The following is a 15363-nucleotide window of genomic DNA, read 5'->3' as shown; positions in this document are numbered from 1 at the left end:
TGAGGGTGCGACCGTCACCATGCACCGTTGGTCGCGTCTCAACGATCGCCAGCTGGCCTTACTCACCCGCATCGGCGAAGGCACCGATCCCGTCACCTCCGACAGCCCGGAACTTGCCCTCACTGCTCGGGCCCTGAAGGAGCGGGGGCTCATCGTCATGCCGAAGGACGGCAAGAGGTGGCGGGCGGAGATCACCGACGCCGGGCGCTTCTACCTGCGGCACGGGCACCATCCGGACAAACCCCCGCGTGTACCCCGGAGACAGCGGATCTCAGCCACCGATCGCGAGGCTTCGGACTCCGACCATGTCCAACAGAGCACGGCAGAGACCCGGGAGCCCTCCGCGCAGCGCACCGCCATGTCTCCTCGGCCCTCCACACAACCGTCCAACCCCTCGCCGGCGGACATCGGTCCCGCCCTGATCGAGGAGGTTCAGAAGGCCGGGCGCTTCCTGCGCATCCCCAACCCGGACGACGCAGAACGGGCCCGCTATCGCAGGGCGTTCGACGCGGCTCGCAAGTGCGCCCCGACCGGGTACCACTTGAAGTACAGCGGGCGGGCCAAGAGCGACTTCTTCCTCGGCCTGCTCAGAGTGAGCGGCGAGGACGACACGGAGTGGAACCGGATCCGGTTGCAACGGAGCCGGGTGATCACCGACATCGACGAGGTCCTCGCCCTGGTCAAGACCGACCGCAGCGCCTTCGAGGTCTCGGATGAGGTGCTTCCCCGCGTGCTGTCCCTGCTCCGACTCCTGGGCGAGGAGGCTCTCCTCCGCCACGGGGACATCACCGTCTCCAAGAAGCGCAGGCAGCCGAGGCCGATGCTCACCGTCCACGGAAGGACGTACAAGGTCGGCTTCCGTGAGCGGGAGAAGCGGGTCCAGTACGTACCGGCCCAGAACGGCAGGCGCAGGGTGTATGACTGGCAACGGGTCATCCCCGCGCATCGCATGGAGCCGTCCGGGGAGCTGGAGTTGCACCTCAGTCAGCAGCAGGGGTATGGGCGCCTCTGGCAGAAGGAATGGGCGGATACTCCCAAGAAGCGGCTTGAGGATCAGATCGGTTCCGTCCTCCGAGCGCTGAAGAAGCACGCCGAGGAGCAAGAGCGGGAGCGACTGGCACGCAAGGCGGAGCGGCGCCGGCAGGAGGAGGAGCGGAAGCGGCAGGAGGCCGAGCGCCGGCGGTTGGAGGCCGAGGAGCGGGAACGCACCCGGCGGGATTGGGAGGCCGCCATCAGCGTGGCCTCGATCAAGGCCGTGGACGCCGCACGGGCCGAGCATTTCGGAACCGCCTTGGAGCAGTGGCGAACCGCCGGGGAGATCCGGGCCTTCTGCGCAGCATTGGATGAGGCCGCCGCCCACGCGGGCGAACCCGATAAAGCCGAGAGGCTGTTGCAGTGGTCGGCGTGGGGGAAGGCGGGGGCCGACCGCCTCGACCCCACACTGAACGGCCGGGGTCTCGCCGGGCGAAACTTCCACGCGGAGCCGACGGGAGAGGAGCTGCGCCCCTTCCTCGACGGCTGGAGTCCTCACCGCCCCGAGAAGGAGAAGCCGCCCGCGGAACCCTCCCCGCCCAAACCCGACGTGGCGGCGTGGCGCGGTGTTAGCGACGCACTTCGGGACCAAGGCTGGAGATATGGACGCCAAGGTCGCGCTCAATGGTGGAGGCGATGACACCGTGGCCACGTTCACGCAGGGCCTTCACGGCACGCTCGACGAGCTCACCGAGCCGTAGGACCTCGGCGCGCAGGGCGACCAGCTCGTCGTAACGCTCCGCCTTGTCCTCACCGCACCACTCCCGGACGGTCCGCAGGGCGGCCGCCTCGGCGTCCAGTTTGCGGTCGTCCCGACGGCCGTACGAGTACCAGGATGACTGGGTACGCTCCTGCTCGATGTCCTGCTGCTTGCGGTCCACCTCCGGGAGGATCTCATCGGCGAGGCGGGCGGCGACATGGCGTGCAACGCATTCGGTAATCTGCCAGCCGACCAAGCACAGGCCGTTGCGGTCCTCATGGAGCATCGGGTGCGCCCGCAACTCGGTGGGGTCCATGCCGATCAAAGGTGCTGTGTCGTCGAGGCGACCGAGTTCCAGGACGCCCGCGTCGGCCACGCCGCGGCGCAGCCGCAGCCTGTTCTTCGGCCGGACGAACCCGAGGATCATTCGCGCCGCCTCGAACTCGGCGCTGCCCCGCATATCCCTCGACGCCTCGGCCAGGGACAGCTCACTCACGTCATCCGCGCGGAACGCCTCGACCTCATCCCAGCGTGCGATCAGGCATCCGAGACTCACCCACTCCTGCAGACCGGCCTCGTCCCCCTCCAGGAACCGGATATGAACCCGTCCTGTCCTTCCCGACCCGTTCACCCGGACGATTTCCACCTGATGGACGGCGCTGCCCAGCTCCTTCGAACTGGCCCGGTAGGCCCAGTGTTCCCCGATCTCCATGCGCTTATTGAGCCAGGCCGATCGGGCCCTCCGCAGCGTTTCCCGGAATCGGGTTCCTTGGAGCGATGACCATCTCCGGAGGTTGCCCCGGGGGCAGAACCTCCAGTCTTCGGAGCGGGCAGCCCGACCGCTCCTGTCATGGCCACCTTCGGCGCCACCCTCCACAAGGAGCCATTCGCAACCTGCTCGTGGCGGACTTGGCCTGAACCGCGTGCCGTCCGGGCCTCAGCTACCCGGACGGCGCTTTCCGGAGCGGTCTCAAGGTAACGTGATGTGAGGCATTCGGTTCAACTCCTCCTCGTGCTGGAGGAGACGCCGCGCAACAGCACATCGAGAAGTTCCGCCAGAGTCCGGTTCTCGTCGAGCGCTGCCCGCGCTCTCGCGTGCAGGGGTTCCGCCACGGTATGAAACTGCCGGCGCACGTCCGGACCGGGCCAGGCGACGCCCAGCCGCGCGAAGGCCCGGCCGGTAATCTCACGTGCGCTCCGTCCCTGGGCGATTCCCGGGATCTCATCACTCCGTGAGCGGAGTTCGTGCAGAAGCCACCAGCGGTCCTCGGGGTCGGCGGGCCGGACCGCGAGGACGCCTCGGCGAGGTGCCGCGGGTACCAGTGTGATCGCCGTACGTGCTCCGTCTGGTCGCGAGGCAACCAGAAGTGTTCCCGGCTCACAGACTGCACTCGGCTCGGCGGGGCCCTGGTGTTCCGCATGGCCGACATACGGCATGGTGGTGCCCAAGACGTCGGCCGGAGCCACCCAGGTGATGTCCGTTTCGCTGTCTTCCGGAGAGGCGCCGGGGGAGGATTTCCCGGTCACCGCGCGGGCGACCGTGCCAAACGTGCAGGACGTCCACGATGCCCGATGCCGCGCCCAGGACGCGTGGCAGGCGTCCGCCACGGCGACCGCACCGGCGGCGATCTGCCGGTTGAGGTCCGTCTTCGCCTCGATCAGGGCGACCAGCTCGCAGAGCTTGTCGATCTGCTCGCGTGGCGGAACCCACACCTGCATCTTCTTCAGCGCGTCAAGACTGAGCGTCGGCTCGACATGGGCGGAGACATGTCGGCCAATCCATGACTGGGCAAAGGGAGTCCGGAACCAGATCCTCAGCCATGGTGTGGTGCGCGGATCTTTCGCTCTGACGATGCCGACGGACCGGGTCGCGATCCATCCCGCATGCTGCCTGGTGACCAACGCGGCATCACCGACTCGGCGGACTAGGACGACGACCAAGTCCCCCTCTTTGAGGACTGCTCGTGTTTTCCTGGTGATGGCCGTGGCGACACCGTCGGGCCGGTTCGCCATGACACGCCCGTCACGGACGTCACCCGCCCGGATGACGCCCTGGTGGTCGGGAAGGTCCCGGTCGTGAACTCCGTAGGTGAGCAGGTCATCGGCGAGCTCACCCACTGTCGTCTCCTTCCAGGGACCGAACCTCCCCGGGTGGATGGCAGCGACGAAGTCACGCATCACAGCTCCCCCAGAACACGCAGCAGGTCGGTCTCCAGTCTGTGGGACTCTTCGAACCTGGCCTGGAGCTCCTCCACGAGTGCCGCGACACGTCCATCCTCCGTGATCGCCTCGTCGGCCGACTCACTCGTGTACAGCGGAGGCAGCAGGTCGTACTGGTGGTCGGCGATCTCCTGGAGGGAGAGGGAGCGGCACCAGCCGGGCTCGTCCTGGTAGGAGGCCTGTGTCTGTCCGGTGGCCGGTGGCGCGCCTCTCCACGCGGCGAGGGTGCGCAGGATCCTCTCCGTACCGTCGCTCCCAAGGCGCCGCTGCCGGGTGTCGGGCACCGTCTCATACGCGCCCCGGGCGTCGATGAGGAGAACCTGACTACGCCGGTCGCTCCGTCCCTGTCCCCGTTGGGGACCCTTGTCCCGGTTCAGTAGCCACAGGCAGGAAGAGATACGCGTGTGGGGGAACAGACCGGGTGGCAGTGCGATCACGCATTCGACGAGGTCGCTGCGGACCAGCCGCTTGCGGATCTTCTGCTCGACCGGCCGGACTCCCGTGGCGGCGCCGTCGGCCATGAGGATCGCGGCCCTGCCCTCGGAGTCGAGGGCATGCGCGATGTGCAGGATCCATGCGAAATTCGCGTTGTCCCGCGGCGGGAGCGCGTCATCCGGCCACCTCGGGTCGCCTCTGCGTGGCGTCTCCGCTCCCCGGAAGGACATGTTGAAGGGAGGATTCGCCAGCACGATGTCGTAGAATGAGTCCGACGGCTTCTCAAGGCTGTTCACCGCCGGGCCGATGTGCCCGTCGAGGCCGTGCGCACTGAGGTTCATCCGTGCGATCTGGAGTGTGCCGGCATGGAGGTCCTGCCCTGTCAGTGCCAGGCTCGAATGCAGTCCACCCAGACTCTCACTGACCTGGCGAGCGGCCTCGATCAGCAGTCCGGCCGAGCCGCACACCGGGTCGAGCACACTCTGCCCGTCCTGCGGGGCTGCCGCCGCCACCATCAGCCGCACGATGTCGGGCGGTGTGAAGTAGTGGCCGCCCTTCGCCTGCGCGGAGGACAGATCCTGGAGGCACTGCTCCAGCAGCTCGCCCCGTCGAACGGCCTGGTCGATGGCTTTGACCAGATACCGGAGAACCGTGTCGGCCGTTCGGGGAAGGTACGGCACGGATTCCCCACCCGCATCGGCGCCATCTGATTCGTCCGTCCGCGGCAGCCACTGGCTCAGGCAGTACCGCACATAAGGGCTCAGGGGCTGCTGGTCTTCCGCTCGGCGGACAAGCGACGGCCAAGAGGGCTTCTCGGCCTCCCGCCGTCCGTCCGGGCCGTCCTGTGCCCGGCTCGCCCGGCTCTTCATGTAGATGAGACCGACGACAACCCGGCCGGCGTCGTAGAGGTTCAGCAGACCGCCGAGGTCACGCGTCAGCCGCCGCACTCGACGCGACACCGCGTCCGGTCTGTCTGCTGTCGTCCCCACCTCCGGGTTCCCCCGGCGTACGCGCTGCTCGCCGCTCATGCTCACACCAGCCCGAAGGTGGACACGAACAGGAGGGCCAGGGTCAGCGCGGCGGCGAAGGTCTTACCACCCGCCTGGATCGCCTCCGCCGCACCGGCCCCGCTGTATGTCTTCACGATCGCACCCAGCAGCGCTGTGGCCAGTGCCACCAGGAACGCCGTGAGGCCGAGCATCAGTGTCCACTTCACGTGTGACTCCCCCTCGCTTTATGCGCGCAAGCCCAACCGAGGCCCGTACGCGGTGTGTCCGGCCCGCTTCCTGTCTGCCGAGCCACAAGAACTGTAGAGCCTCAGGGACAAGTGCCGCTCAGAGCACGCCGTTTGGGGTTTTCCAAAGGAAGAGAGTACACATAGGGCCGTTTGAAGAGAAGCACGCTGTTTGGGTTCTGAGCGAGTCCCGGCTACACCGGACGCTCCTCGGCCAGGGCGCGGACGGGTCCCCAGCCGCAGTCCAGCCGATGGTCCCGGGTGCAGGAGCCGGTCGATCAGTGCCGCACCTTGGGCGCCGTAATCAGAACACGTTGCGGGAGCCAGGGATCGTCAATCATGCCGCCCCTTCCGGCGGTGTGGGGACATCAATCACCGACCCGTCTGTACCGGACCGGCAGTTTCTCTGCGGGCGCGCAGGATGCCGTCGAGCACACGAACCGGTGAGGTGGGGGACATGGCCAACCGGGCGTCGAGTGCTGCCTCCCACTGCTCGGTCAGCCCCAGCTTGAGGCGCTTGCGCATGCCGGGGGTGACGTGGGCGTAGCGGGCGGAGACGGAGCCGTCGATGTGGCCCATGCGTTCACCCATGAGGACCTTCTCGGTGCCGAGGTCCTCCATCACGGTCCGGTGGGTGTGGTGCAGGCCGTGGGGTGTGAGGCCCTTGGCGATCGGCAGCCAGCAGGCGTCGGCCCGTCCGCCGGCGCCGCGGCCGCGTGCCAGGATGCCGGGCCAGGGCTCGCCGAGCAGGGGGACGGGCCGGACCTCCTGGGGGCCTTCTTCGGGTACCAGCCCGAGGTTGCCGGGGTGAACAGCCAGGTGGCGAAGCCGTTGCGACGCCAATGGGCCGCGTTCTCCGTCGGCGCGCCGCCGCGTATGAAGCCGAGTTCGGTGATGACCCTCTCCACGCGGGCGCGGGTGTCCTCGTGGACGCGCTCGGGGCGGTTGAGGACGTTGGAGACCGTCCCCGTGGAGACACCGGCGCGGCGGGCGACGTCCGCCAGCCTGGCGCCCTGATGTCCGCCGGTGCGCGCCGTGCCCTGGCCACGGAAGACGTACCGCTTGCCGTGGCAGGGGCACGGAGACGGTTTGGTACGGGCGATGTGGTCGGCGGTCAGGGCGGACAGGAAGTCGGGGGCGTCGATGGTGCGGTAGCTGTCGTCCTTGGGCGGGCAGCGGATCAGCGTCCCGGAGTCCAGCTCGTACAGCTGGTGTTCGACGCGGACGGCGCCGGGGCGGGTGAACTCGGTCTCCAGGCCGACGATCTCGCCCCACCGCATCCCGGTGTACGCCATTGAGGACCACGGCGACGAACTCGTCGTCGCGGCCGCAGAGCAGCGCGGCTCTCTCGGCGATCAGCAGGGCGCCGAGAGGATCGGTGATGGTCTTCTCGGGGCCGCGGTCGCGGGAGCGGCCGACGCGCTTGCCGCGCCCGCGGCGTCTGGCCGCCGGGTTGGAGGTGATCAGGCCCTCGTCGATCGCGTCCTCGAGGATCAGGTGGAGCGTGGAGCGCCAGGTCTTGACGCTGGAGGCCGCGTAGAGGGCCTTCTCCTTCTTCTCCCACAGATCGACGTCCGAGCGGAGGATGCCGGCGAGCGCCTTGTCCTCGAACGCGGGGAGCAGGTGCTCCTCGATGTGGCGCTTGTAGTTCTGCATGGTCGAGGCGGCCAGGTCCTGGGCGGCGTACCAGCGGTTCGCGTACTCGCCGAAGGTTTCCTGGCCGAGCGCTGGGTCGCGCCAGTCGCCGCGCCGGTACCTGTTCTCAGCCTCGCTCGCGGCACGCTGGGCCTCGCCCTTGGTGGCGAACCTGATCGCCTTGCCGCGCTCGTCGACGACCGTGAGGTGCTTGCCGGGCGCGGTCTTGTACCGGCCGCGCCAGTAGTTTCCGCGCTTCTCCGCGAAACCCACTTTCCGGTGTCTCCTTTGTCTCTGGGTGCCTCACGTCGGGGTGCGGCTATGCCGTCGTACTGGGCTCGGCGCGGTGGCCGGGCCCGCAGGCGGTTCGCCGGAGTGGTGAGGGGGCGGGGCGGTTGTGCGGAGTCGTCCCGCGAAGCAGCCGTGGAGGACGGGACGGCCGCACTTTCGGCCGGTGGGGCAGGGCGAGTCGGGGCCTCTTCGCGGAGGCGGATGATTTCGGCGAGGTGGTCGGCGGTGAAGCGGTAGGCGCGGCCGACGCGGGTGTGCGGGATGAGGCTCCGCCGGGCCCGGTCCTTGACCCACCAGGCAGAGCAGCCGAGTGCTTCGGCGATCTCCTCGGGGCGGTAGAGGCGGGGTAGAGGGGTGCCGCGCGGGTCGTGCGGAAGGTGGGTGGTCGCGGATGTGGGTGAGGGTCGAAGCAAGGGAAGCGGGTCCTGACTCGGTGGTGGGCGGACTCGGTCAGCGGCCCTGGACGGGCCTCGTCATGGAACGGTCGGGCCCTGCGGCAGCACGAGGGGCGAGGCGAGGAGGGCCTCGGCGATCGCGGCAAGGTCGTCGGCGTCACAGCGGCGCTGAGCGCATTTGATGCGGGGCGGCATCGGGTGACCGAAGGAAGTCGCATGGTCGGTCGTCTGGCGCTGGGTGAGGCTGCGCTCGGTGCGGAGCGTTTCGACGGTCCGGACGTCCCGTATTCCTGCTGGAGTGTTTTCCAGTGAGCGTGCTGTCATATCTCTATTCCTAGCGTTCATTCGCCGGTTTGGTTAACCGGCGATCGTGGCCTATATTGCGGCCCGCGCGGCACACACGCGGAGGGATTTCCGTAGTCCGGGAGACTCGGGGAGCCACGCTGCGCGACGCCCGAAGAGTGCTCTGACATGCGGTGTTGTGTTGTAGCTTCCCCGGCGGAAGTCCGTCAACGGATTGGCGATGTGATCCTTCCGGCTCGGCGTCCAGGGCAACTATTTGGTCGGCCGTCGATCATGCCCTACGGTTTTCACGTCGCCCCTCGCGGCATGTTTTCCGGCTGCCTTTCTGCCGTCAGAGATTCGGCCGCATCGGGATGGACTTGAGCGATCCGGGTGTGGCTGTGTTGACGACACCCCGGAAAGCGCGACCTGCCATCCGCGAGCCGCGCCACTACCCGGCCGATCCCCTGCCCCCGCCCGCTGGCATCGAGTGAGGACCGCCCCTCTTGGCACGCATCCGCACCATCAAGCCCGAAGCCTTCGTCTCCGAGTCCCTGGCCGCCGTCACCCTGACCGCCGAGCGGACCTTCTTCGGCCTGCTCACCCAGGCCGACGACCAGGGCCGCCACCGCGACCACGCCGCGATCATCGCCGGGCAACTGTGGGTCCTGCGCCCGGAGCACACGCCCGCCGAGGTCGAGAAGGACCTCGCCCAGCTCGCGAACGCCGGCCTGATCTGCCGCTACAAGGGCCCGGACGACAAGCGCTACCTGCACATCGTCACCTGGCACCAGTATCAGAAGATCAACCGGCCCAGCAAGAGCCGCCTCCCCCGCTGCCCGCACCACGACGCTCCGCCCGGCACCGCGACGCGTACCACCGAGCTCGCCGAACGGATCGGTGCCACGGAGCCCGCAGCGCCGCCTCACGGAACCCTCCGTGAAAGCTCCCGCGAGCTGAGCGAGCCCGCGCCGAATCCTGGCCCTGCTGAAGGATCCACAGGTGAGGGCGGTGCCACGGAGCCCTCCGTGAGGGAACACGGAGGGCTCCCGGCAGCGGCGGTGACGCCTCACCGTCCGGATCCAGGACCTAGGAGCTACCCCGTCGGGGGCGCGAGCGCCCCCGCGCCCGACACCGTCTCGGCTCGGCACCTCATCGGCGAGTACGCCGCCGCCTGCGCCCACCGCCCACCCAAGGACGTCCTGGGACACCTGGGCCGCGAGGTCGGCAAGCTGCTGGCCGAGGGCATCGATCCCGCCCACATCCGGTCCGGGCTGGAACGCCACCGGGCCAAGGGCCTGCACCCGAGCACCCTGCCCAGCCTCGTGCACGAGGCGATGAACGCCAACCGGCCCGCATCCGCCACCCACCGCCCGTGGACGAATCCGGCCGACGTCGAGGCGGCGTACGGAGGCGAACTGTGACCACCACCCACACCCGCGCACCACAGCGCGCCGGACAGCTGACCGACCGGCTCAACGCGATCCTCGCCGCCCGCGGCATCGACCCCGACGCTCCCCTGGACGAACAGGCCAACGAGCCGGTCACCGCCCTGGAACTGGCCGACGCCCGCATACCCGCCCGCTACCGCCGCGCCCTGGCCGGCCACCCGCAGATCACCGCCTGGGCCGACACCATCGCCCACACCGGACGTCCCGGGCCGGGCGGCGCCCCGGGCATCGCCGAGGGCCCGTCCCTGCTGATCGCCGGACCTACCGGCACCGGCAAGACCCACCAGGCATACGGCGCCATCCGCACCCTCCTGACCGCCGGGGTCCGCCTGCGCTGGGAAGCCGTCACCGCCGCCGACCTCTACGCCCGCCTGCGCCCCCGCTCCGGCCACGACAGCGAACGCGACCTGCAGGCCCTGGCCCGCTGCCCGCTGCTGCTCCTGGACGACCTCGGCGCCGCCAAGGCCAGCGAGTGGACCGAGGAGCTCACCTACCGGCTCGTCAACCACCGGTACGAGCACCTGCGCCCCACCCTGATCACCACCAACCTCCCCACCGACGAGCTGCGCACAGCGCTCGGCGACCGCGTCGCCTCCCGCCTCACCGAAATGACCGACCGCGTCATCCTCACCGGCTCCGACCGACGCCGCACGACACCCGCGCACGCCACTGCGCCGGCCACCGTGGCCACCCCTCCGCCGGCCCCGGTCCCAGGGCGCACCCGCTGAGCAACCCGCACCCGAGCGGAACAGCGACGGCTCGGCCGCCGCTGAAGTAGGCGACCAGACACGTCGGCCCAGTCGGCAGAAACGGGGACCGCAGACCATCCGAGACCACGGTCTCCTCGGAAGCCGGAGACCGTCCCGGGGACCGGGGACCGGGCGCTGGGGACCACGGTCCCGCGGGGACCGGGGACCGCGCAGACCGGGACCGAGGTCGAGGCCGCGCGCAGGGACCGACCACGGGATCAACGGACCAGCATCGCCGCAGGTCAGCAGCCCATGACCCAACTCTCCGCAACTCCGTTTCCCGCAACAGGAACCGGGGACCGAGACCCGGCCCCGGGGACCGCCGCCTGCCTGCCGATCACAGGACGGTCCCCACAAAGCAACAGCAGACCAGGTTCGGGGACCGTCCCCGTGCGCGGGAACAAAGCCACGGGGTCCGAGCGGGGACCGGGAACCACGAATCACCTTGGGGACTGGAAACCGCAGGGAACCAAGGTCAGCAAGGGCAGGACCCAGACGCGGCCCTCACCAGCCACCGACCAAGAACCGTCCGCGGACAGAGCGGTAGCGGCGTCGCGGGCCCACCCCACACCCGGCTCTCTGTCCCGTCCTCACCATCCGGCGCTTCCGCACTCAACCTCTACGAGAAAGGCCCCGATGCACGAGCACCACAACCCCACGCCCGTCGGCCAGCAGGAGGTGACCACCCCAGCCACAGGCCGAGCAAGTTATCGGCCAAGACGCTCTTCCCCGCCGGGGAAGGCGTCTTCGGCCATGCCCGCCCCGGAGGTGGCGGAAGTGGACCAACACCAGGAGGCGCTGGTCCACAAGGCAGCGACCGAGGGCGGATCGCAGCCGGGGAAGCAGCCGCCGCCGCTTGAACACCGCGACGCGAAGACCTTGCGTAAACGCTCCCCGAAACCGCCCACGCACAAGCGCGATTACGTGTGCAGTGTCCGCCTGAACGACGACGAGAAGAGGCTGCTCACCGCTGCTGCGACCGCCGCGTGCACAACCCTGCCGGCCCTCCTCGCCCGCAGCGGCCTCGCCGCCGCACGTGACTTCGACACCACCGCTGCCGCCATCGCCGGACGCCGTGAACTCGTCGCCGAACTGTTCGCAGCCCGCCGACACCTCGGCCACGTCGGCAACAACCTCAACCAGATCGCCCGAGCGACCAACGCCGGAGCCCACCCTCCCGAACTCGACGCCGTCATCGCCGCCACCAAGCGCGCCGTCCAGCGTGTCCAGCACGCCACCGACCAGCTCCTCCACCAGGACTAGGAACACATCACCGGAATGATCCCCAAGATCCACAAGCGCGGGCAGCGCACCCTCGGCCTCCTGTCCTACCTGTACGGGCCGGGCAAGTACGAGGAGCACACCGACCCGCACCCGATCGCTTCCTGGGACGGCAACGCCCCCGGCCCCGGCCGTGACGAGAACGCCGCACCCATCCGCCAAGACGGTCGCCTCCTCATCGAGGCCATGACTATCGCGCCATCCAGGGAGAAGCGCAGTGGCCGCTGCTACCGACGAGGCCGAGTTCTTCGCCCACATCGACGACCGGGCGGCGCAGGGACAGCTGGTCGCCCCCGGCGGAGTCTTGGACCTCCCGCCCGTGCCGTACCAGCCGCCCTGGGGGTCGGGCTGGAGCAGATCGCCGTGCGGCCGTGCCACGTCTTCCCTTCCGGAGACATGGGAGGCCGGTTCCTTGCTAGCGTCGGACGGCCGCCAAGGAGGTTCCGTGTCATCTTCCGCGCCTGCCACCGCACCGGCCGACCTGCGAATCGAGCCGGTCGACGCTGTGCTCGACGATGTCGAGCGGTCTCTCCAGACCCGGCTGGACCGGGACACGCTGGTGCGCAAGCGGCGCTCGCTGGGTGCGCGGACGGACCGGGGCACATGGGTGCGGATCGAGCGGCGCCGGATGGAGAAGATCGGAGGCCAGGGCTGGAACGGCACCGAGTGCGCGGCCGTCCTGGAAGGAGTCACGCAGCCCCGGTGGCACCGGGCGGTGGTGTGGCGCCAGCCGGACGGTGCCGCGATGTGGCGGGCGGACGAGACCGATCTGCTGCCCGGAGCGCCGATCGGCACCAGCGTCCTGGCCGCCGATCCCGGACTGCCGGATGCGTGGTGGCGGGCGTTGAACGCCTCGCTGGACGCGCTGGCCGCCCACCGCACGAGCCGTGTCGCCACTCCGGACACCGTCACGATCACCCAGCGGGGTGTCACCGAGGCGGTCCGCCGTTTCCTGCCCGGCGGCATCGATACGACGGTGAGCCAGTGGCGGCCCGCGCACGCGGACCTGAACTGGGCGAACATGACCGGCCCGGAGTTCTGCCTGTTCGACTGGGAGGACTGGGGCATGGCACCCCGAGGGCTGGATGCCGCATCGCTGTGGGGCAACTCCCTCGCCGTCCCGGCCCTGGCCGAACGCGTCCGCCAGGAGCGGCGCCGCGACCTGGAGAGCCGGGACGGCAAGCTGATGACCCTGTTCGTCTGCGCGAAGATCCTGCCCCCAGATGCCCACCCCGAGGACCCCCGCCTGGAGCCGGCACGCCGGACAACGGCACGGATCGCGGAGGAACTTCAGACCGGCTGACGGCTCGTCCGCTCGCGGAGAAGCCGCCGGTACGTGCGCAGGCTGCCGACATCCGTCTTATATCGCAGGGCAGTGACCAGCTCCGCCAGGTGGGACGGGGCGTCCGTGCCGACGGCGACCCTCCCCACCTGTGGCAGCCGGTAGGCGGTGCGGAACGCGGCCTGTACGGCGGAGAGACCGTCGTCAGGGTCTTGGACGAAGACCCGCGGGTCGAAGGTCTTCCACAGCGGGTCTCCGGTCCCGCCTCCGAAGGGGCTCATGCCCCACAGCTGATCAAGGCCGAGGCCCCATCGTGCTGCCAGGGCATCCGACGCCTCCAGGGTGTCGATCGGAACCAGGAGCCCCGCCCGGACCATGAGCACGTCGGGCCTGGGCATGGTGTCGTCCACGAGGCCGGGCAGTGGGCGGGGATCCCATGAGGAGACGCCCCAGGCCACGCACAGCCCGTTCGCCGCAGCTCTCTCCAGGGCGGCGCACGCCGTACCCAGCGCTTCCTGAGCGACGGAGAAACGTTCGGGCAGGGAGCGTTCCGGGTTGTGCAGGAACACCAGGTCGGGGACGCGTCCGAGGTCACGGTTGGTCTGTTCCACGGCTGCCCGGAGCCTGCCGGGGTCGAGTGAGTGCTCGGCCCCGCAGGCGGCCGGGAAGAATCCGACCTTGGTGGAGACCGTGAAGCGGGGCAGGAGGTCGCCCCCCACCTCCGCCAGGGCGGTGTGGGCCGAGAAGCCGTGGTAGTTGAAACTGGTGTCGATCGCCTCGACACCGAGTTCCAGCGCGCTGGTGAGGATCAGGCGCTCATGACGAGATCGGTGTAGCCCGAGGACAATTCGGGGGTCAGGTTCGCGCACAGTTCCTCCTCCACCAGGATCTTCGCCAGGGTTCCCACCTCGGCGCCCACGACCTGGGCGGCCTCGTCCAGCCGCACCGGGTGGCCGCTCAGGAGCAGGCGGAGTCCGGGCAGGGCCTTGGAGGCGAAGGTGAGTTTCTTGCCTGCGGCCACCACGGTGACCGTCTCCTGTTCCTCCTGGATCAGCGGCGGGAACTCGCTGACACACACCACGGCCCCAAGCGGTCCGAAGATCTCCAGGAAGGGGACGTGCCGACCGGAGGGAGCCTCGCGCTCGCGGAGCCGAAGGAACTCCGCCGGGCCGCGTGCGTCGAGGAGCCGGGAGGCCGCGTCGGTCAGCCGCCGTTCCTGGACCTGCTGCTCCTCCGGGCTGCCCCAGCGGTCGAGGTCATGGCGGAACACCTCCTCCTGGCGGGACCAGTCGGCGAGCCAGGTCAGCCAGCTCACGGCGGTGCGCTTGGCGAACCCGAAGGTCACGTGGGTGCTGTGGCCGCCGCCCCGGCCCGCCCGGGTGGCGGCGTGCCAGTAGCCGCGGGGAATGTGCATGACGTCGCCGGCCTTCATGGTGCCGGTCCACACGATCTCCTCGCTGGGGGTGTTGTTCCGCTCGGCGTCCCGGAACATGGGCACGGGCCGTGACGTGCCACGCACCTCCCACTGCTTCTCTCCGGCGAGTTGCACGATGAGGACGTCGTGGTCGTCCCAGTGCAGGTCGAAGCCGGAGGCGTCGTTGGTGGTCAGGTACACGTTCGCCTGGACGTGCTCCCGGGACCACCACTGCAGGGCTCGGCACGTCACTTCCATCGTGGGGTCGAAGACGTTCGACTGGTCCAGGACCAGCGTCGCACCCTCGCGCAGCAGGCTGCCCACGCGGCGCATGCCGGCCATCGGTATCGCCTGGCCCCGGGGTGTGACCTGCCGGTCCAGGTACGCGTCGGGGTGCAGCTCCTCGCCGCCTTTGAAGAAGCGGAACTGGGGGTTGGCCAGGCTCCGGCGCATGACCATGTCGAGCAGGCGCGCGGGCGTGAGCAGTCGGGTGACGAGCTGGGGGTCGCCGACGCTTCCCCGGGCGAAGTCCTTTCCGAGCGGGGCCGGGCCGTCCCACCCCAGTGCCTCTTCGACGGCGCGGACCAGACGGTGCTCCATGGGCTGTTCCCTTCCTTGCGTCAGATGGGAGGTGGAAGGTGGAGGGGCCGCGTGCGCGGCCCCTCCACCGGAGAGCCGGCGGTTACGCCGCGTGGTTCAGGCCGTCGCCACCGGGCCAGGGGCCGTCACCGGAGCTGCCCTGCCCCGGGTCGGAGGCGCTGCTGTCGTGCCGGTCGTGGACGCTCGCGAGGACTTCCACGGCGACCAGAAGCCCCTCCTCCACGGAGGGGGTGGTGTCTCCCACTTGGTGCTCCTTCCTCTACCGGTTCTCCCGCCGGGTTCGGCGGGAAGCTGTGGTGTGCGGAGGCGCTGGTGTTGCCGGGGCCGCCCCGTGGCCGTAGGGGAGTCGTCCACGGGGACGG

The 15363-nt window shown here is 69.6% G+C and carries 13 protein-coding genes and 2 pseudogenes; 5 read left to right on the top strand and 10 right to left on the bottom strand.

Going from position 1 to position 15363, the window contains the following annotated elements; translation table 11 throughout:
* The first annotated feature begins 19 nt into the window (after positions 1-19).
* Positions 20-1672, top strand: a complete 1653-nt coding sequence (locus ACLIYP_RS03540; RefSeq protein WP_412711666.1) for a PE-PGRS family protein — start codon at positions 20-22, stop codon at positions 1670-1672.
* Here the strand turns inward: ACLIYP_RS03540 and ACLIYP_RS03535 are convergent.
* The 7 genes and pseudogenes from ACLIYP_RS03535 to ACLIYP_RS03505 all read right to left on the bottom strand — a co-directional run bounded on the left by ACLIYP_RS03535 (position 1602) and on the right by ACLIYP_RS03505 (position 8266).
* Positions 1602-2444 carry a PE-PGRS family protein gene (locus ACLIYP_RS03535; protein WP_412711665.1) on the bottom strand — a complete coding sequence of 281 codons (843 nt, stop codon included), beginning with the start codon at positions 2442-2444 and terminating at the stop codon, positions 1602-1604. The genes ACLIYP_RS03540 and ACLIYP_RS03535 overlap by 71 nt on opposite strands.
* A 287-nt stretch (positions 2445-2731) precedes the next feature.
* Complete coding sequence (locus tag ACLIYP_RS03530; protein ID WP_412711664.1) at positions 2732-3910, bottom strand: restriction endonuclease subunit S domain-containing protein; 1179 nt, start codon at positions 3908-3910, stop codon at positions 2732-2734.
* Entirely contained in the window at positions 3910-5415 is a 1506-nt protein-coding gene (locus ACLIYP_RS03525) for an N-6 DNA methylase (RefSeq protein WP_412711663.1), read from the bottom strand. The genes ACLIYP_RS03530 and ACLIYP_RS03525 overlap by 1 nt, the downstream gene beginning before the upstream one ends.
* A gap of 2 nt (positions 5416-5417) precedes the next feature.
* Complete coding sequence (locus ACLIYP_RS03520; protein WP_031510945.1) at positions 5418-5603, bottom strand: hypothetical protein; 186 nt, start codon at positions 5601-5603, stop codon at positions 5418-5420.
* Positions 5604-5993: 390 nt separating this feature from the next.
* A pseudogene (locus ACLIYP_RS03515) lies at positions 5994-7529 on the bottom strand (LacI family DNA-binding transcriptional regulator).
* 44 nt (positions 7530-7573) lie between these two features.
* Positions 7574-7870, bottom strand: a pseudogene (locus tag ACLIYP_RS03510) (DNA-binding protein); the annotation flags it as partial.
* Between the two features lie 150 nt (positions 7871-8020).
* On the bottom strand, positions 8021-8266 hold the full coding sequence (locus tag ACLIYP_RS03505; protein WP_412711662.1) for an XRE family transcriptional regulator: 246 nt from the start codon (positions 8264-8266) through the stop codon (positions 8021-8023).
* Between the two features lie 464 nt (positions 8267-8730).
* Between ACLIYP_RS03505 and ACLIYP_RS03500 the strand changes: the two genes are divergently transcribed.
* The 4 genes from ACLIYP_RS03500 to ACLIYP_RS03485 all read left to right on the top strand — a co-directional run bounded on the left by ACLIYP_RS03500 (position 8731) and on the right by ACLIYP_RS03485 (position 13008).
* Positions 8731-9648: a hypothetical protein gene (locus ACLIYP_RS03500; RefSeq protein WP_412711661.1), complete on the top strand. Its 918-nt coding sequence runs from the start codon at positions 8731-8733 to the stop codon at positions 9646-9648.
* Positions 9645-10403, top strand: coding sequence for an ATP-binding protein (locus ACLIYP_RS03495; protein ID WP_412711660.1), 759 nt, complete (start codon positions 9645-9647; stop codon positions 10401-10403). The genes ACLIYP_RS03500 and ACLIYP_RS03495 overlap by 4 nt, the downstream gene beginning before the upstream one ends.
* A gap of 798 nt (positions 10404-11201) precedes the next feature.
* Positions 11202-11687: a MobC family plasmid mobilization relaxosome protein gene (locus ACLIYP_RS03490; protein ID WP_412711659.1), complete on the top strand. Its 486-nt coding sequence runs from the start codon at positions 11202-11204 to the stop codon at positions 11685-11687.
* Between the two features lie 463 nt (positions 11688-12150).
* A complete protein-coding gene (locus tag ACLIYP_RS03485) occupies positions 12151-13008 on the top strand; it encodes a hypothetical protein (protein WP_412711658.1) in 858 nt (285 codons plus the stop codon).
* Here ACLIYP_RS03485 and ACLIYP_RS03480 read toward each other — a convergent pair.
* The 3 genes from ACLIYP_RS03480 to ACLIYP_RS03470 form a co-directional block, all read right to left on the bottom strand.
* Positions 12996-13856, bottom strand: coding sequence for an aldo/keto reductase (locus ACLIYP_RS03480; RefSeq protein WP_412711657.1), 861 nt, complete (start codon positions 13854-13856; stop codon positions 12996-12998). The genes ACLIYP_RS03485 and ACLIYP_RS03480 overlap by 13 nt on opposite strands.
* On the bottom strand, positions 13796-15001 hold the full coding sequence (locus tag ACLIYP_RS03475; RefSeq protein WP_101258373.1) for a JmjC domain-containing protein: 1206 nt from the start codon (positions 14999-15001) through the stop codon (positions 13796-13798). Before ACLIYP_RS03475 ends, ACLIYP_RS03480 begins: the two co-directional genes overlap by 61 nt.
* 82 nt (positions 15002-15083) lie before the next feature.
* Positions 15084-15245, bottom strand: a complete 162-nt coding sequence (locus ACLIYP_RS03470; protein WP_155071312.1) for a hypothetical protein — start codon at positions 15243-15245, stop codon at positions 15084-15086.
* Between the last annotated feature and the right edge of the window lie 118 nt (positions 15246-15363).

The organism is Streptomyces nanhaiensis (assembly GCF_046614825.1).
Taxonomy (GTDB): Bacteria; Actinomycetota; Actinomycetes; order Streptomycetales; family Streptomycetaceae; genus Streptomyces; species Streptomyces radiopugnans.
The sequence above is the reverse complement of the archived record's forward strand: the minus strand, read 5'-3'. Positions and strand labels throughout refer to the sequence as shown.